This window comes from Micromonospora sp. WMMA1923 (genome assembly GCF_049179195.1).
Taxonomy (GTDB): Bacteria; Actinomycetota; Actinomycetes; order Mycobacteriales; family Micromonosporaceae; genus Micromonospora; species Micromonospora yangpuensis.
Map to the genome: position 1 here is coordinate 4,244,772 of NZ_JBMHLZ010000001.1, position 20,400 is coordinate 4,265,171.

19 protein-coding genes and 3 pseudogenes are annotated in these 20,400 nt (G+C 71.6%); 6 read left to right on the plus strand and 16 right to left on the minus strand.

The window, feature by feature from the left end:
• Positions 1–91 precede the first annotated feature (91 nt).
• From era to ACN28G_RS19110, 8 genes and pseudogenes are all read right to left on the minus strand, one after another.
• Complete coding sequence (gene era, locus ACN28G_RS19075) at positions 92–997, minus strand: GTPase Era (protein ID WP_373868374.1); 906 nt, start codon at positions 995–997, stop codon at positions 92–94.
• Entirely contained in the window at positions 994–1,383 is a 390-nt protein-coding gene (locus tag ACN28G_RS19080) for a cytidine deaminase (protein WP_091442355.1), read from the minus strand. The genes era and ACN28G_RS19080 overlap by 4 nt, the downstream gene beginning before the upstream one ends.
• Positions 1,376–2,866, minus strand: coding sequence for a hemolysin family protein (locus ACN28G_RS19085; protein ID WP_421480017.1), 1,491 nt, complete (start codon positions 2,864–2,866; stop codon positions 1,376–1,378). Before ACN28G_RS19085 ends, ACN28G_RS19080 begins: the two co-directional genes overlap by 8 nt.
• Positions 2,866–3,339 carry an rRNA maturation RNase YbeY gene (gene ybeY / locus ACN28G_RS19090; protein WP_091442364.1) on the minus strand — a complete coding sequence of 158 codons (474 nt, stop codon included), beginning with the start codon at positions 3,337–3,339 and terminating at the stop codon, positions 2,866–2,868. The genes ACN28G_RS19085 and ybeY overlap by 1 nt, the downstream gene beginning before the upstream one ends.
• A gap of 14 nt (positions 3,340–3,353) precedes the next feature.
• Positions 3,354–3,716, minus strand: a pseudogene (locus ACN28G_RS19095) (PhoH family protein); the annotation flags it as partial.
• 309 nt (positions 3,717–4,025) lie between these two features.
• A pseudogene (locus ACN28G_RS19100) lies at positions 4,026–4,694 on the minus strand (phosphate starvation-inducible protein PhoH); the annotation flags it as partial.
• Between the two features lie 42 nt (positions 4,695–4,736).
• Positions 4,737–5,483: pseudogene (locus ACN28G_RS19105) on the minus strand (PhoH family protein); the annotation flags it as partial.
• Positions 5,484–5,698: 215 nt separating this feature from the next.
• Entirely contained in the window at positions 5,699–6,049 is a 351-nt protein-coding gene (locus ACN28G_RS19110) for a histidine triad nucleotide-binding protein (protein ID WP_421480018.1), read from the minus strand.
• A 68-nt stretch (positions 6,050–6,117) separates the two neighbouring features.
• Here ACN28G_RS19110 and ACN28G_RS19115 point away from each other — a divergent pair, with 68 nt between their 5' ends.
• Both ACN28G_RS19115 and ppk2 read left to right on the plus strand, forming a co-directional pair.
• A complete protein-coding gene (locus ACN28G_RS19115) occupies positions 6,118–6,876 on the plus strand; it encodes an SDR family NAD(P)-dependent oxidoreductase (RefSeq protein ID WP_091442376.1) in 759 nt (252 codons plus the stop codon).
• A 176-nt stretch (positions 6,877–7,052) separates the two neighbouring features.
• Positions 7,053–7,964: a polyphosphate kinase 2 gene (ppk2, locus tag ACN28G_RS19120; protein WP_421480019.1), complete on the plus strand. Its 912-nt coding sequence runs from the start codon at positions 7,053–7,055 to the stop codon at positions 7,962–7,964.
• Positions 7,965–8,194: 230 nt separating this feature from the next.
• Here the strand turns inward: ppk2 and ACN28G_RS19125 are convergent, their stop codons facing one another.
• Genes ACN28G_RS19125 through hrcA form a run of 3 tightly spaced genes read right to left on the minus strand, consistent with a single transcriptional unit; the run spans position 8,195 to position 11,148 of the window.
• Complete coding sequence (locus ACN28G_RS19125; protein WP_421480020.1) at positions 8,195–8,929, minus strand: 16S rRNA (uracil(1498)-N(3))-methyltransferase; 735 nt, start codon at positions 8,927–8,929, stop codon at positions 8,195–8,197.
• Entirely contained in the window at positions 8,930–10,069 is a 1,140-nt protein-coding gene (dnaJ, locus tag ACN28G_RS19130; protein ID WP_175440808.1) for a molecular chaperone DnaJ, read from the minus strand. It abuts the gene before it with no gap.
• A 56-nt stretch (positions 10,070–10,125) separates the two neighbouring features.
• Positions 10,126–11,148, minus strand: a complete 1,023-nt coding sequence (hrcA, locus tag ACN28G_RS19135) for a heat-inducible transcriptional repressor HrcA (protein WP_091442392.1) — start codon at positions 11,146–11,148, stop codon at positions 10,126–10,128.
• A 219-nt stretch (positions 11,149–11,367) separates the two neighbouring features.
• On the opposite strand from hrcA, the gene ACN28G_RS19140 reads away from it, so the two are divergent.
• Positions 11,368–12,057, plus strand: coding sequence for a DUF4870 domain-containing protein (locus ACN28G_RS19140; RefSeq protein WP_421480021.1), 690 nt, complete (start codon positions 11,368–11,370; stop codon positions 12,055–12,057).
• Between the two features lie 38 nt (positions 12,058–12,095).
• Here ACN28G_RS19140 and hemW read toward each other — a convergent pair whose 3' ends face one another.
• Positions 12,096–13,319 carry a radical SAM family heme chaperone HemW gene (hemW, locus tag ACN28G_RS19145; protein WP_421480022.1) on the minus strand — a complete coding sequence of 408 codons (1,224 nt, stop codon included), beginning with the start codon at positions 13,317–13,319 and terminating at the stop codon, positions 12,096–12,098.
• 18 nt (positions 13,320–13,337) lie between these two features.
• Between hemW and ACN28G_RS19150 the strand changes: the two genes are divergently transcribed.
• The 3 genes from ACN28G_RS19150 (at position 13,338) to ACN28G_RS19160 (ending at position 16,246) form a co-directional block, all read left to right on the plus strand.
• Entirely contained in the window at positions 13,338–14,141 is an 804-nt protein-coding gene (locus tag ACN28G_RS19150) for an enoyl-CoA hydratase-related protein (protein WP_421480023.1), read from the plus strand.
• Positions 14,142–14,233: 92 nt separating this feature from the next.
• A complete protein-coding gene (locus ACN28G_RS19155) occupies positions 14,234–15,088 on the plus strand; it encodes a hypothetical protein (RefSeq protein WP_091442404.1) in 855 nt (284 codons plus the stop codon).
• Positions 15,089–15,343: 255 nt separating this feature from the next.
• Entirely contained in the window at positions 15,344–16,246 is a 903-nt protein-coding gene (locus tag ACN28G_RS19160) for a phytanoyl-CoA dioxygenase family protein (RefSeq protein WP_229688466.1), read from the plus strand.
• A gap of 132 nt (positions 16,247–16,378) precedes the next feature.
• Here ACN28G_RS19160 and ACN28G_RS19165 read toward each other — a convergent pair whose 3' ends face one another.
• From ACN28G_RS19165 to lepA, 4 genes are all read right to left on the minus strand, one after another.
• Positions 16,379–17,017: an MOSC domain-containing protein gene (locus ACN28G_RS19165; RefSeq protein WP_091442412.1), complete on the minus strand. Its 639-nt coding sequence runs from the start codon at positions 17,015–17,017 to the stop codon at positions 16,379–16,381.
• A gap of 185 nt (positions 17,018–17,202) precedes the next feature.
• A complete protein-coding gene (locus ACN28G_RS19170; protein WP_091442417.1) occupies positions 17,203–17,487 on the minus strand; it encodes a GlsB/YeaQ/YmgE family stress response membrane protein in 285 nt (94 codons plus the stop codon).
• 419 nt (positions 17,488–17,906) lie between these two features.
• Positions 17,907–18,194 (minus strand): GlsB/YeaQ/YmgE family stress response membrane protein, encoded by a 288-nt coding sequence (locus ACN28G_RS19175; RefSeq protein WP_091442420.1) that lies wholly within the window; start codon positions 18,192–18,194, stop codon positions 17,907–17,909.
• Between the two features lie 307 nt (positions 18,195–18,501).
• Positions 18,502–20,379, minus strand: coding sequence for a translation elongation factor 4 (gene lepA, locus ACN28G_RS19180; RefSeq protein ID WP_091442423.1), 1,878 nt, complete (start codon positions 20,377–20,379; stop codon positions 18,502–18,504).
• Positions 20,380–20,400 lie beyond the last annotated feature (21 nt).

A 20,400-nucleotide genomic window follows, 5' to 3' on the forward strand; every position in this document is an offset into this window, starting at 1 on the left:
ACCTCCCTACCCTCGACGCTCCGCCGGAAAAACAGCTAGCAAAGCCGCATAGACGTGAGATATCCCATTCGCGGCGCGGGGTGGGGTCGGGTCAGAAGCCGAGCTTGCGCAGCTGCTTCGGGTCCCGCTGCCAGTCCTTGGCCACCCGGACGTGCAGGTCCAGGTAGACCCGGGTGCCGAGCAGCTCCTCGATCTGCTGGCGGGCGGTGATCCCGACCTCCTTGAGGCGGCTGGCCCGGTGACCCAGCACGATCGCCTTCTGGCTGGGCCGTTCCACGTAGACGTCGGCGAAGATCTTCATGACCTTGCCCTCGGGGATCATCTCCTCGACGACCACCGCGATGGAGTGCGGCAGCTCGTCGCGGACCCCCTCCAGGGCCGCCTCCCGGATCAGCTCGGCGACCAGCACCTGCTCCGGGTCCTCGGTGAGCATGTCGTCCGGATAGAGCTGCGGCGACGGCGGAAGGTAGCCGGTCATCACGTCGACCAGGGTGTCCACCTGGTGCCCGGAGACCGCGCTGACCGGCACCACCGCCGCGAAGTCACCCAGCTCGCTGACCGCCAGCAACTGCTCGGCCAGCCGCTTCTTGTCCACCAGGTCGGTCTTGGTGACCACGGCCAACACGGTCGCCTTCAACTCGGCCAGCTCACCGCTGATGAACCGGTCGCCCCGGCCCACCGGCTCGTCCGCCGGGATGCAGAGGCCGATCACGTCGACCTCGCTCCAGGTCGTCCGGACCAGGTCGTTGAGCCGCTCGCCGAGCAGGGTACGCGGACGGTGCAGGCCGGGGGTGTCGACCAGGACGAGCTGCGAGTCCGGCCGGTGCAGGACGGCCCGGATGACGTGCCGGGTGGTCTGCGGCTTGTTCGAGGTGATCGCGATCTTCTGCCCGACGATCGCGTTGGTGAGCGTCGACTTGCCGGCGTTCGGCCGCCCGACGAAACAGGCGAAACCGGCCCGGTACGGGCGCTCGGCGGTCAGCCCCGTGCCGGTCACTCGGCCACCGTGCCGAGCAGTGTGCCGTCCGGGGCGGCCACGTGGATCGGCGCCTCGGCGGCCAGGTCACGCACGGCGGCGTGCCCCGCGCCGTCCAGCGTCGAGGCCTCGGTCACCAACACCGCAGCCTCCAGCCGGGTCGCACCGGCGGCAACCGCCGAGGCGACCGCGAGCTGCAACGCGGTCAGGGTCAGCGACGGCAGGGCGACGTTCGCCGCCGCGTACGTCCGGCCGTCCTGATCCCGGACCGCCGCGCCCTCGACCGCGCCCACCCGGCCCCGCGCGCCCCGGGCCAGCACGACCAGCTTGGCGTCCTCGGCGCCGAGCTCGGTCACCGGCCCGGACGGGGTGGAACGGGCGGCGGGTGCCACGGGTGTGTCAGGCATCGGCGGGTTGCCTCTCCTCGGATCGGTTGTCGTTGTCCCGGGGCTCGGACTGCTCGCCCTGCCCCGCCTCGTGCCGCAGCTCGGCCCGGCTCACCAGCAGGGTGTCGATCCGGTTGCGCCGGCCGGTGGTGCCCTCGGCGACCAGCCGCAGCCCGGCCACCTCCGCCTGCGCCCCGGGGATCGGCACCCGACCCAGGGCCTGGGCGAGCAGGCCGCCGACCGTCTCCACCTCGTCGGTGGGCAGCTCGGTGTCGAACAGCTCGCCGAGATCCTCGACCGGGAGCCGGGCGGTGACCCGGACCGCACCGTCGTCGAGATGCTCGACGGGCGGGCGTTCGACATCGTACTCGTCGGTGATCTCGCCGACGATCTCCTCCAGGATGTCCTCGATGGTGACCAGCCCGCCGGTGCCGCCGTACTCGTCGACCACGATCACCAGGTGTCGGCGGGCCGCCTGCATCTCCGACAGCAGATCGTCGACCGGCTTGGACTCCGGCACGAAGGTGGCCGGGCGCATCAGCTCGGCCACGTCGCACCGGGCGTCCTCGGCCGCGCCGCCCTGGGTACGCCGGATCAGGTCCTTGAGATACAGCACCCCGAGCACGTCGTCGACACTCTCGCCGATCACCGGGATCCGGGAGAAGCCGGAGCGCAGGAAGAGCGCCAACGCCTGGGAGAGCGTCTTGCCCCGCTCGATCCAGACCATCTCGGTGCGGGGCACCATCACCTCGCGGGCGATCGTGCCGCCGAGCGCGAAGACCTTCTCGATCATCTGCCGCTCGCCGTGCTCGACCACCCCGCGCTGCTCGGCCAGGTCGACCAGCTCCCGCAGCTCCACCTGGGTGGCGAACGGCCCCTCCCGGAAGCCCCGCCCGGGGGTCACCGCGTTGCCGATCAGGATCAGCAGCGAGGCCAGCGGGTTCAGCGCCCGGCCCAACCAGCGCACCAGCGGCGCGACGGCCCGACCGACCGAGTACGCGTGCTGGCGGCCCAGCGTGCGGGGCGCGACGCCGACCGCCACGAAGCTGACCACGGTCATCGCCCCGGCGGTGATCAACGCCGCCCGCCAGCCCGCCCCGAAGGTGTCCACCGCGACCAGGGCCACCAGCGTGGTGGCGGTCAGCTCGGTGAGCAACCGGAGCAGGAGCAGCAGGTTGAGGTGGCGTACCACGTCACCGGCGACCAGCTGGAGGGTCCGCGCGCCGCGCGCCCCGTCCCGGGCCAGCTCCGCGGCGCGGGCCGGGGAGATCGCGGCCAACGCCGCCTCGGTCATCGCGATCAACCCGGCGAGCACCAGCAGGCCCGCCGCGAAGAACAACAGTTGCAGGTCGGGCAGGCCGGCCGGGCCGGCGGCAAGGACGAGGCCGGCCGGACTGGCGGCGAGGACCGGGCCGGCCGGGCCGGCCGGGCCGGCGGCAACCGTCGGGCCGGTGGCGAGCAGTGGGCCGGCGGTGTGGCCGGCCGCGAGTATCAGGGGGGTCATCACCGGGTCCGGGTCGACCGCCAGCTCGCCAGCAACCGGGCCTGGAGGGCGAACATCTCCCGCTCCTCCTCCGGCTCGGCGTGGTCGTAGCCGAGCAGGTGCAGCACCCCGTGCACGGTGAGCAGGTGCAACTCGTCGGCGGGCGCGTGCCCGGCGGTGGCCGCCTGCTTGGCCGCCACCTCCGGGCAGAGCACGATGTCACCGAGCAACGCCGGCTCACCGCCCGGACTGCTGGCCTCACCGGGCCCGTGGTCGACGCTGCCCTCGTCCATGGGGAAGGCCAGCACGTCGGTGGGGCCGTCGCCGCCCATCCAGCGATGGTTCAGCTCGGACATGTAGTCGATGTCGACCAGCAGCACGGAGAGCTCGGCGAGGGGGTTGACCCCCATCTCGTCGAGGGCGTGCCGGGCGACGGCGAGTACGGCGTCGGTGTCGACCTCGACGCCGGACTCGTTCGCGATCTCGATGGACAACTGACTCTCCTGCTCTAGCGGCGTCGGCCGGCCCGGCCGCCCTGTGGGCCCCGGCCAGGCACGGCGCGCACGTTCTGCGCCTGCTCGTTCTCCTGCTCGGCGTCCCAGCGGGCGTAGGCGTCGACGATCTCCCCGACCAGCCGGTGCCGCACCACGTCGGCGCTCGACAACTGGGCGAAGTGCACGTCCTGCACGTTCTCCAGGATCTCCCGGACCACCCGTAGCCCGCTGGTCGTGCCGCCGGGCAGGTCGACCTGGGTGACGTCACCGGTGACCACGATCTTGGAACCGAAGCCGAGCCGGGTGAGGAACATCTTCATCTGCTCGGGCGTGGTGTTCTGCGCCTCGTCCAGAATGATGAACGCGTCGTTCAGGGTGTTGTGCGTCACCAGGAAGTCGTCCGTGACGTACAGCGAGTCCTCCGCGGCGACCTGGATACACATCGTCTCCTGCACACCGGCCGGGACGATCGAGTCGATGAAACGCATCGGGCGACCGCCGCCGTGCTCGTCGTAGCGGTCACGCTTGCGGGTCAGGCGGAACGGCGCGATGCCGGCGGGAAGCCGGATCTCCACCACGTAGGCGTCGGCCCGGTACGACACCGGCCGCCCGTTGGCCAGACCGGGCTTGCGACCCTCAGCCGGGCGGACCCGCCAGGTCGCCACCCCGCCGAGCGACCGGACGAGCTGGACGACGTCGTCGCGAAGCCGGACGGAGGTCGTGGCGTACTGCACCCGACAGCTACGCCCCGGCTGAAGGACCGGCCCGCCGTCGGTGTCCAGCAGGCCCTGCAGGACGGCCAGCCGAACATCGAGGCTGTTGTGCTTGTAGAGGTCGGGCACGAACGTTGTCCCGGACTTCTTCCCGGCCAGGCCCAGCTCACGAACGGCACGGGTCACCGGGTCGGCGACGATGACACCGCCCCGATGGCCGTGCACGTGCCGCAGGACGTAGTCATAATCGCCCTTGCGGACCAGTTCGATGTCGGGCAGCGCCCGCTCGATCGCGACGGCAAGCTCGGGATCCGCCGTGCAGAAGCTCGGTGTCGCTCGGGACGAGAAGCAGCCGTCCCCCAGCAGCAGGCCGAGCGCGTACGGATCGAGCGGAACCTCCTGCGACTCCAGCTCGACGGGCGCGACGACGGGCAACTCGTACCGACGGGTGTGTCCCCGCCACTCCCGGCCGATCATCTCCTGCGTCTCGATTGTGCGCTTGCGACCGCGCCGCTTGTCGTCGGGGGTGGCGACGGTCCAGAGGTGCTCACCGCAGCAGACGGTGGATGCCCCGTCCTGGCTGGTGACCCGGTAGACCTCCTTACGCCCCTGCGGATGAATGCCGATGACCGGCGTCGGCATCCCGTTCGAGCCGATGACCAGGTCGCCCACCCGCAGTGAACCGAACGGCTTGAACCCCTCCGGGGTCAGGACCCGAGCGTCGTACGGCTGCGCACGGCCCCGCATATATGCCAGTGGGGCGACCTCGATCGTGCCGGCGGCCATCAGCTTCGGGATCGACTCGGGGTCGAGCATGTCGTGCAGCGCGTCGTAGAGCGGGCGAAGGTACGGGTCGATCTTCTCGTTGAGGGTGCCGGGCAGGAAACCCAGCCGCTCCCCCGCCTCGACCGCCGGCCGGGTCAGGATGATCCGGTTGACCTGCTTGGCCTGCAACGCCTGGACGGCCTTGGCCATCGCCAGGTAGGTCTTGCCGGTGCCGGCGGGCCCGATGCCGAAGACGATGGTGTGCACGTCGATCGCGTCGACGTAGTGCTTCTGGCCCAGGGTCTTCGGGCGGATGGTGCGGCCACGCCGGGAGAGGATGTTGAGCGTCAGGACCTCGGCGGGCCGCTCGGCGCCACCCTGCTCGAGCATGCCGACGGTACGCCGTACGGCGTCGGTGGTCAGGGTCTCGCCTTTCTCGATCAACTCGATCAGCTCGGCGAAGAGCCGCTCGGCGAGGGCGTTGTCCGTCGGCGTACCGGTGATGGTGATCTCGTTGCCGCGGACGTGCACGTCACTGGTGACCGAGCGCTCGACGAGCCGCAGGATCTCGTCGCCCGCGCCGAGCAGGTTGACCATGATCTTCGGGTCGGGGACGGTGATCCTGGTCTGCGCCTGGGGCGGGCCGGGAGGTGGGGTGCCGGTCATAGGTCGGGCCCGTCGGGCCCTGCGCCACCTGCTCTCGATCTCTGCCCCGGCCCTGCTGGCGCGCGGCGTGCTTGACGTTGCACCCATGATATCGGGTCCCACCCGGCCGCACCTCGCCCATTTCGGCCGGATCCGCCCGGTGCCCACCCCACCCGGCGCGCCCTCCGAAAGGAAGGGCCCCTTCTTAACCGTATGCGTTAAGAAGGGGCCCTTCCTTACCCGGCGAGCATGGGGCCGAGGGGGGCGCCGCCAAGCAGGTGGGCGTGGACGTGGAAGACCTCCTGGCTGCCGTACGCGCCGGTGTTGAACATCAACCGGAAGCCGTCGCCGAGCAGCCCCTCGTCCTCGGCCACAACGGCGGCCGTGGCCAGCACCTCGCCGGCCAACGCCGGGTCGCCCGCGCCGAGGGTGGCCACGTCGACGTAGTGCTCCTTCGGGATGACCAGCACGTGCACCGGCGCCTTCGGGCCGATGTCGCGGAACGCCAGGGTGCGCTCGGTCTCCCGGACGACGGTCGCAGGAATATCGCCGGCGACGATCCGGCAGAACAGGCAGTCGGTCTCCATCGGGGCATGCTAGCCGGGTACCGGGGGTGGGCTGTGCCGGCCCGGCCCGGCGGCGGCATGATGTCGGCGTGACTTCACGAGCGGTACTGGTGACCGGGGCCTCGCGCGGCATCGGCCGGGCCGTCGCCACGGCCTTCGCGGCCGGCGGTGACCGGGTGGCGGTGCACCACCGGGACTCGGCCGACCTGGCCGAGCGGCTCCGGACCGAACTGCCCGGCGACGGACACGTGGTGGTCCGGGCCGACCTGGCCGACCCGGACGCGGTACGGGCCATGGTCGACCGGGCGGCCGAGCTGCTCGGCGGCCTCGACGTGCTGGTCAACAACGCCGGGGTGTTCGGGCCGGCCGACCCACCGCACCCGGTCTTCGAGTCCAGCTACGAGCAGTGGCGGCAGCGGTGGCGGGAGGTCCTCGACACCAACCTCGTCGGGGCCGCCAACGTGGCCTGGTGCGCCGCCCAGCACATGCGCGAGCGGGGCGGTCGGATCGTCAACGTCTCGTCCCGGGGCGCCTTCCGGGGCGAGCCGACCAACCCGGCGTACGGGGCGAGCAAGGCCGGGCTGAACGCGATGGGTCAGTCCCTGGCGGTGGCGTTGGCCCCGTACGGCATCGCGGTCGCGATGGTGGCGCCCGGTTTCGTGGCCACCGACATGACCAACGAGCACCTCAAGGCTCCCCGGGGTGACGCGGTCCGGGCGCAGAGCCCGTTCGACCGGGTGGGCCGGCCGGAGGAGATCGCCGCCGCCGTGCACTGGCTGGCCTCCCCGGCCGCCGAGTGGGCCTCCGGCACCGTGCTCGACCTCAACGGCGCCTCCCACCTCCGCTGAAAGGAAGGGCCCCCTGTTATCGCTTTCGGTATAGGAGGGGACCCTTCCTAACGCCTGTGGTCCGGCGGGCGCCGGACCAGCCTGTCCGGCGGGCGCGTGCCGACCGGCCCTACGGGCGCCGAATGGGTCGCCGGGACAGGGTGGTCGAGTGCCGGCACGGGGTAAGGATTGCCGACATGGCCGACACCCCGCTGCTGGACCTCGCCGACGAATACCAGGTGGCCGATGGCCACGACGACGACCCGATCCTGCTCCGCCCGGACGGCACGCCGGTGGACACCTGGCGGGAGGACTACCCGTACGACCACCGCATGGAGCGCGAGGAGTACGACCGGCACAAGCGGCTGCTGCAGATCGAGCTGCTCAAGCTGCAGGAGTGGATCACGGAGTCCGGTGAGCGGTTGGTGATCCTCTTCGAGGGGCGGGACGCGGCCGGCAAGGGCGGCACCATCAAGCGCTTCATGGAGCATCTGAACCCACGCGGGGCGCAGGTGGTGGCGCTGACCAAGCCCAACGAGCGGGAGTCCAGCCAGTGGTACTTCCAGCGCTGGTTGCGGCACCTGCCGGCCGCCGGTGAGATCGTGCTCTTCGACCGGTCCTGGTACAACCGGGCCGGCGTGGAGCGGGTGATGGGGTTCTGCACCCGCAAGGAATACCTGGAGTTCCTGCGGCAGGCCCCCGAGCTGGAGCGGATGCTCACCCGGTCGGGGATCCGGCTGGTCAAGTTCTGGTTCTCGGTGTCGCAGAACGAGCAGCGCACCCGGTTCGCCGTCCGCCAGGTCGACCCGGTACGACAGTGGAAACTCTCCCCGATGGACATCGCCTCGCTGGACCGGTGGGACGAGTACACCGAGGCGAAGGAGGCGATGTTCTTCTACACCGACACCGCCGACGCGCCGTGGACGGTGGTGAAGAGCAACGACAAGAAGCGCGCCCGCCTGGAGGCGATGCGCCACGTGCTCAACCGATTCGAGTACGCCAACAAGGATCCCGAGGTCGTCGGAGTGCCGGACCCGCTGATCGTCGGCCCGGCCGGCCTGGACCTGCGCCCGGACGACCACCCGGTGCAGGTCTTCCCCCGGCTCTGACGGCGCGGGATCTCTCTCGTCCCGGCAGCCACCCTCCCCCGCCCCGGCAGCCTCCCCCACGTCCCGGCGGCCTCCCCCACGTGCCGGCAGCCGCCCTCTCCCGTCCCGGCAGCCTCCCCCGTCCGGGGACTCTCCCGTGCCGGGCGGCGAGAAGGCAGCTTCCGGCTCGGGCGGTGAGAGGGGAACCCTGCTATACCGAAAGCGTTAACAGGGGGCCCTTCCTTACCCGGCTACCAGCGGGTTAGGCGGGTGGAGAGCAGGGCGAGGGCGGCGACCCCGGCGGTGGAGGTACGCAGCACCGTCGGGCCCAGCCGGACCGGCCGGGCACCGGCGGCGGTGAAGGTGGCCAGTTCCGTCTCGGCCACCCCACCCTCCGGGCCCACCACCAGCACGATCTCGCCGGTCGTGGGCAACTCGGCGGTGCTCAGCCGTTCGTCGGCGCCCTCGTGCAGGACGAACGCGGCGGCGGCGCCGGCCAGCCGGCGGGCCACCGTCGGGGTGGACTCGTCGGGTGCTCCGGCCACCACCGGCAGCCAGGCCCGGCGGGCCTGTTTGGCGGCCTCCCGGGCGGTCGCCGCCCACTTCTGCCGGGCCCGTACGCCCCGTTCACCCCGCCACTGCACCACCGAGCGGGACGCCGCCCAGGGCACGATCTCGTCCACCCCGACCTCGGTCATCGCCTGCACGGCCAGTTCACCCCGGTCGCCCTTGGCGATGCCCTGCACCACCACGAGGCGGGGTACCGGCGCGTCGACGTACCCCCGGGAGGTGATATCGGCGGTGAGGCTGCCCCGGCCGACGGTGGTGACCACGGCGTCGGCGGTGCCGCCCCGGCCGTCGGCGAGCAGCAGTTCCTGGCCGGCCCGCAGGCGTTGCACGGTGGCGGCGTGGTGGCCCTCCGGCCCGTCGAGGGTCAGGGTGTCACCGGTGGGCAGGGCGTCGACCAGGAAGAGCGGCGCGGACACTCAGGCGTGCCCGTTGAAGGCGTCCCGCATCCGGGAGAAGAAGCCACCCTGCTTGGTCAGCTCGGCGACCTCCTCGCCTCGGGTCTTGGCGAAGTCGCGCAGCATCCGCTCCTGGTCGGCGTCGAGCTTGGTGGGCGTCCGCACGTCGAGGTGGACGTAGAGGTCGCCCCGGCCGGTGCCGCGCAGGTGTGGCACCCCACGGGCGCGCAGCCGCAGGGTGCTGCCCGGCTGGGTGCCGGCCTTGACGTCGACGGTCTCCTCGCTGTCCAGGGTCTTGATGGTCAGCCGGGTGCCCAGGGCGGCGGCGGTCATCGGCACCGTGACCCGGCAGTGCAGGTCGTCGCCCTTGCGGGAGTAGACGTCGTGCGGCCGCTCGTGGATCTCGACGTAGAGGTCTCCGGGGGTGCCGCCACCCGGGCCGACCTCGCCCTGCTGGGCCAGCCGGATCCGCATGCCGTCCTCGACCCCGGCCGGGATCTTGACGGTCAGCGAGCGGCGGGTGCGGACCCGTCCGTCGCCGGCGCAGGTCGGGCAGGGGTGCGGGATCGTGGTGCCGTAGCCCTGGCAGACCGTGCAGGGGCGGGCGGAGACCACCTGGCCGAGGAAGGTGCGTTGCACCGACTGCACCTCGCCCCGGCCACCGCACGTCTCGCAGGTGGCCAGGTGGGTGCCGGCGGCGGTGCCCGCGCCGGAGCAGGTGGTGCAGAGCACGGCCGTGTCGACGTTGATCGGCGCCTCGACGCCGAAGGCGGTCTCCTGCAGGTCGAGTTCCAAGCGCAGGATGGCGTCCGCGCCGGGTCGGGTCCGCGGGCGCGGACCCCGGGCGCCACCGGCGGCCCCGCCGAAGAACGCGTCCATGATGTCCTGGAAGCCGGCGAACGGGCCGGCGCCGGGCCCGCCCGGGCCACCCGCGCCGCCGCCGGGTGCCAGCGGGTCGCCGCCCAGGTCGACGATCTGCCGTTTCCGGTCGTCCGACAGGACCTCGTACGCGGCGTTGATGTCCTTGAACTTCTCCTGGGCCTCCGGGTCCGGATTCACGTCCGGGTGGAACCGCCGCGCCAACTTGCGGTAGGCGCGCTTGATCTCGTCATCGGAGGCTTCCCGGTCAACCCCGAGAATGCCGTAGTAGTCCCTGGCCACTGCGTCCCGTGTCCTCATGTTTCGTCTCGCTCTGCGCCGATCGTCGGCCCGACTGGTCAGTTCTGGGCCAGCAGCTCGCCCACGTAGCGTGCCACGGCCCGGACCGTGGCGATGGTGCCGGGGTAGTCCATCCGGGTCGGCCCCAGCACCCCCAACCCACCAACGATGGTCGTGCCCGGCCCGTAGCCGGTGCTGACCACCGAGGCGGCGCGCAGGTTGTCGACCTCGTTCTCGTCGCCGATCAGCACCCGGGTGGTGCTCGGCTCGGCCTCGCCGATCAGCTTGAGCAGGACGACCTCCTCCTCCAGCGCCTCCAGGATCGGCCGTAGCGACCCCTGGAAGTCGAGCAGGCCGCCCCGGGTCAGGTTGGCGGTGCCGGCCAGCGCCAGCCGCTCCTCGTGCCGCTCGACAAGCGTCTCCAGCAGCACGGTGGAGAGCGTGGTCATGGCCGGGCGCAGCTGCGGCGAGGCCTCCTCGACCAGCGCCTGCACCAGCGGCGGGGTCTCGGAGAGCCGGGTACCGCCGAGCTTCTCGTTGAGCAGGCGACGCAGGTCGGTGACGTCGTCGGCGGGGATCGGCGCGGGCAGCTCGACCAGCCGCTGCTCGACCCGGCCGGTGTCGGCGATCATGACCAGCATCAGCCGGGTGGTGGAGATCGGCACCAGCTCCAAATGGCGGACCGAGGAACGGGCGAGGCTCGGGTACTGCACCACGGCCACCTGGCGGGTGAGCTGGGCCAGCAGCCGCACCGTGCGGTGCACCACGTCGTCGAGGTCGACCGCGCCGAGCAGGAACCGCTCGATGGCCCGTCGTTCGGCGGGGCTGAGCGGCTTGACCCGGGACAGCCGGTCGACGAAGAGCCGGTAGCCGCGGTCGGTGGGCACCCGGCCGGCGCTGGTGTGCGGCTGCCGGATGTAGCCCTCCTCCTCCAGCACCGCCATGTCGTTGCGGACGGTCGCCGGGGAGACACCGAGCTGGTGCCGCTCGACCAGGGCCCGACTGCCGACCGGCTCCTGGGTGGCTACGTAGTCCTCGACGATCGCGCGCAGCACGGCGAGTTTGCGGTCGTCGAGACCCATGCTCCCACCTCCTGTCGCGCGTCGACCCGGCTCGCGGGCCGCGCGGCCGCGCCGTCGGGTGCGGGCCGGCCGCACCTCCTGGCACTCGACTGTAGCGAGTGCCAGTCTACGTCGGGTGCCCGCGGCGACGCGATGATCGGTACCGCGCCGGAGCCCGGTGCGCCCCGTCACCTGTGTCGCTCCGGTGCCGCCTTGCCGGCTGCGCCTACCGTGAGCTTCATGACTGAACCACCTCGCCCACCGGGATCGGGCGACCCCGACCCTCAGCGGTCCGATCCGACCACCCCGATGCATCCCCCCGCCGACCCCTTCGGCTACGAACCACCCACCGCTCCACTGTCCGGGACGTCAGGGCCGGGCGACTACCCCCCACCCGGTGGATACCCCCCGCCGGAGCAGCCCACCTCCGGTGGCTACCCGCCACCGTTCCCGGGCACCGGGGGCTACCCGCCGCCCGGCGGCAACCCTCCGCCGGGCAACTATCCCCCACCGGGTGGGAATCCCCCGCCGGGCGTCGGGTACCCGACCGGCGGCGGCTACGGTGGGCCACCGGCCGGCTACCCCAGCTCCGAGGAGAAGAACTGGGCGCTCATCGCCCACTTCGGCGGGGCGCTCGGGGTGGTCGTCGGCGGTGGGCTGCTCGGTTGGGTCGCCCCACTGATCGCGTACTCGGCCAAGGGGCAGTCGCCGGCCGTCCGGGCACACGCCGTGGCCGCGCTGAACTTCCAGCTGACCTGGGTGATCGCGCTCGCGCTCAGCTTCGTACTGGCCTTCGTCACCTGCGGGGTGCTGTTCTTCGTGCCGATGCTGGTCGCGCTGGTGCCGCTGATCTTCGGCATCGTCGCCGGGGTCAAGGCCGGCGAGGGCGTCCTCTACCGCTACCCGATGACGTCCCGCTTCATCAAGTAGGCCGGGCGGGTTCACCGCGGCCGGACCGCCGGGTGTGCTCAGGGCAGTAGGTCGCGGACCACGGCGTCGGCGAGCAGGCGGCCACGCAGGGTGAGCACCGCCCGACCGTCGGCGTACCGTGCCCCGTCGAGCAGGCCGGCCGTCCGGGCCCGCTCGGCGCCGGCCCGCCCCGGCTCGTCGAGCACCGACAGGGGCAGCCCGTCGGCCAGCCGGAGCCGGAGCATCACGTCCTCCATGTGCGCCTCGGTGGCGGTGAGCACCTCCCGGGCCTGGCCCGGTGAGTGCCCCCGGGCCAGCCGGGCCGCGTACGCGGTGGGGTGTTTGACGTTCCACCAGCGCACCCCGCCGACGTGGCTGTGCGCCCCCGGGCCCAGGCCCCACCAGTCGCCGCCGGTCCAGTACAGCAGGTTGTGCCGGCACCGGGCGGCCGGCGTCCGGGCCCAGTTGGAGACCTCGTACCAGGAGAAACCGGCCGCGTCGAGGGCGGCCTCGGCGGCCAGGTAACGGTCCGCCGCCACGTCGTCGGAGGGGTACGGCAGCTCGCCCCGCCGCATCCGGGCGGCCAGCCGGGTGCCGTCCTCGACGATCAGGGCGTACGCGCTGACGTGGTCCACCCCCGCCGCGACGACCTGGTCCAGGCTGGCGGCGAAGTCCTCGGCGCGCTCCCCCGGCGTACCGTAGATCAGGTCCAGGTTGACGTGGTCGAAACCGGCGTCGCGGGCCTCCAGTGCGGCGGCGGTGGCCCGGCCGGCGCGGTGCCCGCGCTCCAGCACGGCCAGCACCCCCGGCGCGGCCGACTGCATGCCGAGCGAGATCCGGGTGTACCCGGCCGCCCGCAGGGTCTTCAGCGACGCGGGGGTGACCGACTCCGGGTTCGCCTCGGTGCTCACCTCGGCGTCGGCGGCCAACCCCCAGGTGCGGTCGATCGCGTCCAGGATCCGGGCCAGGTCGTCGGCGGGCAGCAGGGTCGGGGTGCCACCGCCGACGAAGACCGTCTCCACCCGGGGCGGCGGGCGGTCGCCGAGCACCCGGGCGGCCAAGGCCAACTCGGCCAGCACGGTGTCGGCGTAGCTCTCCCGGCTCGCCCCGCCCCCCAGCTCGGCGGCGGTGTACGTGTTGAAGTCGCAGTAACCACACCGACTGGCGCAGAACGGCACGTGCACGTACACCCCGAACCCACGCCTGCCGACGGCAGCGGTGGCGGAGGCGGGCAGCGAACCGTCGACCGGGACGGTCTCGCCTTCTGGAAGGACGCCGGGCATGGCCACTAGTGTGCCTGGATGACCTCCTCCGACGCGCTGGTGCGGGTGGCCACGGCCCACGGGGTGACCACACTCACCCTGGACAGCCCGGCCAACCGCAACGCGCTCTCCACCGGACTGATGACCGAACTGCTGGCCGGGCTGGCCGCCGCGGTCGCCGACGACACCGTCCGGGTGGTCGTGCTCGACCACACCGGCCCGGTCTTCTGCTCCGGGGCGGACCTGAAGGAGACCGCCGCGGCGTATGCCAGCGGGACGGTGCCCGCCGGCATGCTCGGTGACGTGCTCGCGGCCGTCTGGGCGTGCCCCAAGCCGGTGGTGGCCCGGGTCGCCGGACCGGCGCGGGCCGGCGGGCTGGGGCTGATCGCCGCGGCCGACCTGGCGATCTGCGCCGAGGAGGCCACGTTCGCCTTCACCGAGGTCCGGATCGGGGTGATCCCGGCGGTGATCTCGGCGACCGTCCTGCCCCGCCTGCACCCCCGGGCCGCCGCCGAGCTGTACCTGACCGGGGACACCTTCGACGGCCGGCGGGCCGCGCAGGTCGGCCTGGTCACCACCGCCGTGCCGGCCGCCGAACTGGACGCGGCGGTCACCCGGGCCTGCGCGTCGCTGGTCCGGGGCGCCCCGGGGGCGCTGGCCGGCGCCAAGGAGCTGCTGCGCCGCCCGGCCGTCACCGACCTGACGGCCGAGATCGCCGCGTTGGCGGCGCTCTCCACCGGGTACTTCCTGTCGGCCGAGGGACGGGAGGGGGTCCGGGCGTTCCGGGAGAAACGGCCCGCCAGCTGGGTACCTGTCGACGACGGGAGCGATCCGGTCGCCTGAGGTACCCGACTCGCGACGGATCGTGACGATCCGGGCAGACAGGGGGCACTGCGCCCAGACCGACGTACGCTTGGCGAACCGTCGAACGGGAGGTGCGGGTGCGAGGTCGGGCAGTCGTCGCAGTAGGTGTCGTCCTCGCCATCGTCGCCCTCGTCGGGATCGGCATCGTCAGCCGGCAGGTCGGCCAGTTCCGCGTCCCGCTTACCGACCGGACCTGCACCGTCCAGGCCGACGGCCGGGTCGGGCTGGATCCCGACCAGATGGCCAACGCGGCGACCATCGCCGCGGTAGGCGTCCAGCGCGGCATGTCCGAACAGGCGGTGGTGGTCGCCCTGGCCACCGCGTACCAGGAGTCCAGCCTGCGCAACCTCGCCGGCGGCGACCGGGACTCGGTGGGGCTGTTCCAGCAGCGACCCAGCCAGGGCTGGGGCACGCCGGCCCAGATCCGTGACCCCCGGTACGCGGCCAACCGGTTCTACTCGGCGCTGAAGAAGGTCCGGGGCTGGGAACGGATGCGGGTCACCGACGCCGCCCAGGCCGTCCAACGCTCGGCCTTCCCCGAGGCGTACGAGAAGTGGGCGGACAACTCGCAGGTGCTCACCCGGGCCCTGCTCGGCGAGGCCACCGGCGCGGTGGCCTGCAGGTTCGGCACCGATCCGGTGCTGCGCGGCGCGGCGGCCACCACCGCGCTGACCCGGGCGCTGAACCTCGACTGGGGGCTGCCCGGCACCAGCTCGCCGGCGGATCTGACCGGGCTGCTCGTGCCCGCCGCCGACCAGCGCGACGGCTGGCGGTACGCGCACTGGCTGGTCTCCCACGCCCACGACCACGGGGTGAAGCGGGTCCGCTTCGCCGGGCTGGAGTGGACGGCGAAACAGGGCACCTGGAGCGAGGTGGACACCGGGGACGAACCGCAGGTCCTCGCCGAGGTCTTCGCCGATCTCTGACCGTCCGCTCCGCTCTCCGCGCTCCCGGCTCCCGGCTCTTCGCCTGCCGGCTTTCGGCCTCGGTGGAATCTGACATTCGCCCGATCGATCCCCATACCTCCCCGGTTTCGTCACCGCGCGCAGCCGACCCGCTGCCCCCGGTGGATCACCGGCCGTACCGGGACCAATGGCCCGTGGCCCGCTCTCGCCGGTGCGCGTTACGATCGGCGGCCTGTGCCAGAAATGGTTTCACCTCATGGGGAGGGGTACGACGAGGTGTTCGATTACGAGGGCCGGACCGGCTACGAGCCGATCAGCGACACCGACCGCAAGGAGTTTCACGAGCAGGGCTTCCTCCTGCTGCGGAACGTGCTGACCGAGGACCACCGGGCCGCCCTGGAAGCAGCCGTCGACCGCGTGTACGCGGAGGAGCAGGCCAAGGGCAAGACCACCAAGGACGGCACGCTGCACCTGCTGGGCTTCCTGGAGCGCGACGAGCTCTTCGGCGAGTTGCTCACCCACCCGATCGCCTTCCCGTACATGTGGGGGCTGGCCGGCTGGAACATCTACACCCACCACAACCACCTGGACGTCACCCCGCCGGCCGCCGAGCCGGAGAAGCCGTACTGGGGTTGGCACCAGGACGGGTACCGGCAGAACTCCGACCCGGAGACGATGGACCCGAACCTGCCCCGGCCGATGTTCTCGCTGAAGGTCGCGTACGTCCTCTCCGACCTGTCGGAGACCGGCCGTGGCGCCACCAAGGTCATCCCGGGCAGCCACCTGTGGAACTCGCTGGACCGGCCCAAGGACCTCAGCGTGCACAACCCGGACCCGGAGGGCACGGTGGAGATCACCGCGAACCCGGGTGACGCGTTCATCTTCGACCGCCGGCAGTGGCACTCGCGGTCGACGAACCTGTCGACCATCACCCGCAAGATGCTCTTCGTCGGGTACACCTACCGGTGGATCCGTCCGCTGGACGAGCTGCACCCGGACGTCAACGGCGAGTGGTACCGCAACCGCACGCCGGTCCAGCGTCAGCTGATCGGTGAGGGCACCCACACCGCCAACTACTGGGGCATCAACTGGGACGGATACGTCGACGACGAGATCCCGCTGCGCAAGGAGCTCAAGGAGCGCGGTCTGCTCGACCGCAGCATCCCCTGGCTCCGCTGACCTCGCGGTAAGGAAGGGCCCCCTGTTAACGCTTTCGGTATAGCAGGGGGCCCTTCTTAACGCCACGGACGATCTCGCCCGGACGATCACGCTCGGGCGGGATCGCTCGGGCGGGATCACGGCAGGGCGAGGTCAGGGCAGGGCGAGCCGGCGACGGACCTTGTCCCGGATCGCCTCCGGCAGCTCCGGCGCGTCGAGCAGCCGGGGCAACAGATCCGGTTCGAGGCTGGTGGCCCGGAACACCTCACCGATGGTGACGCCGTGCGCCGGTCTCGCCACCACCTCCACCGGATCCCCCGCGCCGACCTCGCCGGCCCGCAACACCCGCAGGTACGCCCCGGGCGCGGCCCGGGCGGTGAACCGTTTGATCAGGTCCGGCACCTGCCAGAACCCCGCGAACGTACGACAGGGGGTACGCGGCTTGGTCACCTGCAGCAGTGCCGAGCCGATCTGCCACTGCTCCCCGATCACGGCCCCGGTGACGTCCACGCCGGACGTCGTCAGGTTCTCGCCGAAGGCACCCGGCCGGATCTCCCGCCCCAGCTCGGTCGCCCACCAGGCCGCGTCCTGTTCGGCGTAGGCGTACACCGCCTGGTCGGGGCCGCCGTGGTGGGCCCGCTCGCCGATGAAGTCCCCGACCACACCGTCGGCGCGCAGCCACACCGGCCCCTCCGCCGGCCGCTTGTCGATCCCGCTCCGGCCGCTCGCGTCGCCGGCCCACTGCGCCTCGGTCACCACACCGAGGTTCACTGCCACCACCCTGCCAGTCATGCCGCCAGCGTACGGCGACCGACCCGGCCCGCGACGCCCCACGCAACACCCCCTGGCCGGGGTGTGAGAGGGGTACCCCTGTCGACCGAATGCGTTAACAGGGGGCCCTTCCTTTCAACAGGGGGGAGTGCGGAGGGGCGCCCGACCTAGTAGGTCGGGCGCCCCTCCGCATTGCCAGGTGGTGCTTACCGGTGGCTGACGCCCCGGCGACGTCCGCCGACACCGGCGACCACGGCCACCGCGATCGCGGCCACGACAACCTGGACCAGCAGCTCACCGAAGTTGATGAAGGAGCTGCCGGTGGCGAGTCCCGCCGCGCGGGCGATCACGGTGCCGAGCAGGGCGGCACCCACACCGATGAGCATGTGCAGCCAGATCGGCATGTTCTGGCGGCCCGGCACGACCAGGCGACCCAGCGCACCGACGATCAGACCAACGATGAGCGCGGTGAGGATTCCGGCGACGGTCACGGTGGTTCTCCTTATATCTGCAGGTCAATTACGTTCGTGACCACATCAGTTCCCGGGTCGTCGAAAAATCAAACCGCCCCTGTGACACCATCCACACGGCACCGGGTCTCGCCTTGGTCCTGCCCGTGCCCCGGGCACCGCGCCGAGCCTCGCCCAGCCGCCAGTTGTGACGCCTCCCGTAGCGCCACCGGGAACCCCCGTCACAGCTGTTCCGCAACTACCAGGATGTTCTCCGCACGCACCCGCCCGAGACCACCACGACAGGGAACGTGTCGCCTGACTGTCGATCGGGCGTCGGGGTCGGAGGGGTGCGTCCCCGCGTCGGGCTGACCTCGTCGGGGCGCCGACGCACACGGAAGACGGCACACGGAAGGACGCCCGGCCAATTGGCCGGGCGTCCTTCCGTGGAGTGGTTTCGGTTACCGGTGGGTGACTCCCCGGCGACGGCCACCGACCCCGGCGACCAGGGCCACGGCCACGGCGGCCAGCAGGACCTGCAGCATGAGCTCCCGCCAGTCGATGCCGGCGGTCTCGGCGAAGCCGCTGGCCCGCGCGATGACCGTGCCGAGCAGGGCGGCACCGACACCGATCAGCATGTGCAGCCAGATCGGCATGTTCTGCCGGCCCGGCACGACCAGGCGACCCAGAGCGCCAATGATCAGACCAACAACGAGCGCAGTGATGATGCCCCAAACAGTGAGCTCCACGGTCGCCCTCCTTCTTCACGTCGTATCAAAGTTCGTGGTTGTGGGTGGTGCTGACCGGTGAATGCCCGGGGGCCGCCGACCTCAAACCGACTCAACCTGAGCGATGGCGACGAGCATCGATCGAAAACCCCTGCGTCGGTCCGCCGCAAAGTCGGGCTGACCAGGCCGTTCGGGCCTCAGTCGACAGTCGCCACAGGCCCGAAAAAAATCTGGTACGGCAACGTCCGCATCGGACGCGAACGGCCCGGGAGCCCCCGGTGGACGGGTGCTGCCGGGCCGTCGTCGTCGCGGGACGCGACCGCCGGGGTTACTTCTTGCCGGCGGACTTTCCGTCGGCGGAGTCGGAGGAGAGGGCGGCGATGAAGGCCTCCTGGGGAACCTCCACCCGGCCCACCATCTTCATCCGCTTCTTGCCCTCCTTCTGCTTCTCCAGCAGCTTGCGCTTACGGCTGATGTCGCCGCCGTAGCACTTGGCCAGCACGTCCTTGCGGATGGCCCGGATGGTCTCCCGGGCGATCACCCGGCTGCCGATGGCGGCCTGGATCGGCACCTCGAACTGCTGACGCGGGATGAGGTTGCGCAGCTTCGCGGCGATCGACGTGCCGTAGCTGTACGCCTTCTCCTTGTGCACGATCGCGCTGAACGCGTCCACCGGCTCGCCGTGCAGCAGGATGTCCACCTTGACCAGGTCGGAGGACTGCTCGCCGGAGGGCTCGTAGTCCAGCGAGGCGTACCCCTTGGTCCGGCTCTTGAGCTGGTCGAAGAAGTCGAAGATGATCTCCGCGAGGGGCAGCGTGTAGCGCAGCTCCACCCGGTCGGCGGAGAGGTAGTCCATCCCGAGCAGGCTGCCCCGGCGGCCCTGGCACAGCTCCATCACCGCGCCGACGTAGTCGTTCGGGGTGAGCACCGTGGCCCGTACCACCGGCTCGTACACCTCGGCGATCTTGCCGGTCGGGTACTCGCTGGGGTTGGTGACCACGATCTCCTCACCGTCCTCGGTGATGGCCCGGTAGACCACGTTCGGCGCGGTGGAGATCAGGTCGAGGTTGTACTCCCGCTCCAGCCGCTCCCGGATGATCTCCAGGTGCAGCAGGCCGAGGAAGCCGCAGCGGAACCCGAAGCCGAGCGCCCCCGAGGTCTCCGGCTCGTAGTCGAGCGCGGCGTCGTTGAGCTTGAGCTTGTCCAGGGCCTCGCGCAGGTTCGGGTAGTCCGAGCCGTCGATCGGGTAGAGCCCGGAGTACACCATCGGCTTCGGGTCCTTGTAGCCGCCGAGGGCCTCGGTGGCCGGCCGGGAGTTGATGGTGACGGTGTCACCGACCCGGGACTGCCGGACGTCCTTCACACCGGTGATCAGGTAACCCACCTCGCCGACGCCGAGCGCGTCGGCCTTGACCATCTCCGGCGAGATGACCCCGATCTCCAGCAGCTCGTGCACGGCGGCGGTGGACATCATCTTGATCCGGTCCCGGGCGCCGATCCGCCCGTCGATGACCCGGACGTAGGTGACCACCCCCCGGTAGACGTCGTACACCGAGTCGAAGATCATCGCGCGGGCCGGGGCCGCGGCCTCACCGACCGGCGGGACGAACTGCCGGACGATCTCGTCGAGCAGGTACGGCACACCGTCGCCGGTCTTGCCGGAGACCCGGATGCAGTCGGCCGGATCGCCGCCGATCAGATGGGCCAGTTCCTCGGCGTACTTCTCCGGCTGGGCCGCCGGCAGGTCGATCTTGTTGAGCACCGGAATGATCCGGAGATCGTTCTCCAGGGCCAGGTAGAGGTTGGCCAGGGTCTGCGCCTCGATGCCCTGGGCCGCGTCGACGAGCAGCAGCGCCCCCTCGCAGGCGGCCAGCGAACGGGACACCTCGTAGGTGAAGTCGACGTGCCCGGGGGTGTCGATCATGTTGAGTACGGCCTGCTCGCCGACCCGGTCACCCTCCCGGATCGTCCACGGCATCCGTACGGCCTGGCTCTTGATGGTGATGCCGCGTTCGCGCTCGATGTCCATCCGGTCGAGGTACTGCGCGCGCATCTGTCGGGGGTCGACCACGCCGGTGAGCTGCAGCATCCGGTCGGCCAGGGTCGACTTCCCGTGGTCGATGTGGGCGATGATGCAGAAGTTCCGGATGCGCGCCGGGTCGGTGGCACCGGGAGCGTTCGCGCCGGAATCGAGCTTCGGTGGCACAGCGGTCCGTTCTGGTCGGCT

Bases quoted from the DNA above. Each gene is read 5' to 3' on its own strand.
- ACN28G_RS19080 (WP_091442355.1), bottom strand. From the start codon at position 1,383: ATGCCTGACACACCCGTGGCACCCGCCGCCCGTTCCACCCCGTCCGGG.
- ACN28G_RS19085 (WP_421480017.1), bottom strand. From the start codon at position 2,866: ATGACCCCCCTGATACTCGCGGCCGGCCACACCGCCGGCCCACTGCTC.
- ACN28G_RS19110 (WP_421480018.1), bottom strand. From the start codon at position 6,049: ATGGAGACCGACTGCCTGTTCTGCCGGATCGTCGCCGGCGATATTCCT.
- ppk2 (WP_421480019.1), top strand. From the start codon at position 7,053: ATGGCCGACACCCCGCTGCTGGACCTCGCCGACGAATACCAGGTGGCC.
- hrcA (WP_091442392.1), bottom strand. From the start codon at position 11,148: ATGGGTCTCGACGACCGCAAACTCGCCGTGCTGCGCGCGATCGTCGAG.
- ACN28G_RS19140 (WP_421480021.1), top strand. From the start codon at position 11,368: ATGACTGAACCACCTCGCCCACCGGGATCGGGCGACCCCGACCCTCAG.
- hemW (WP_421480022.1), bottom strand. From the start codon at position 13,319: ATGCCCGGCGTCCTTCCAGAAGGCGAGACCGTCCCGGTCGACGGTTCG.
- ACN28G_RS19150 (WP_421480023.1), top strand. From the start codon at position 13,338: ATGACCTCCTCCGACGCGCTGGTGCGGGTGGCCACGGCCCACGGGGTG.
- ACN28G_RS19165 (WP_091442412.1), bottom strand. From the start codon at position 17,017: ATGACTGGCAGGGTGGTGGCAGTGAACCTCGGTGTGGTGACCGAGGCG.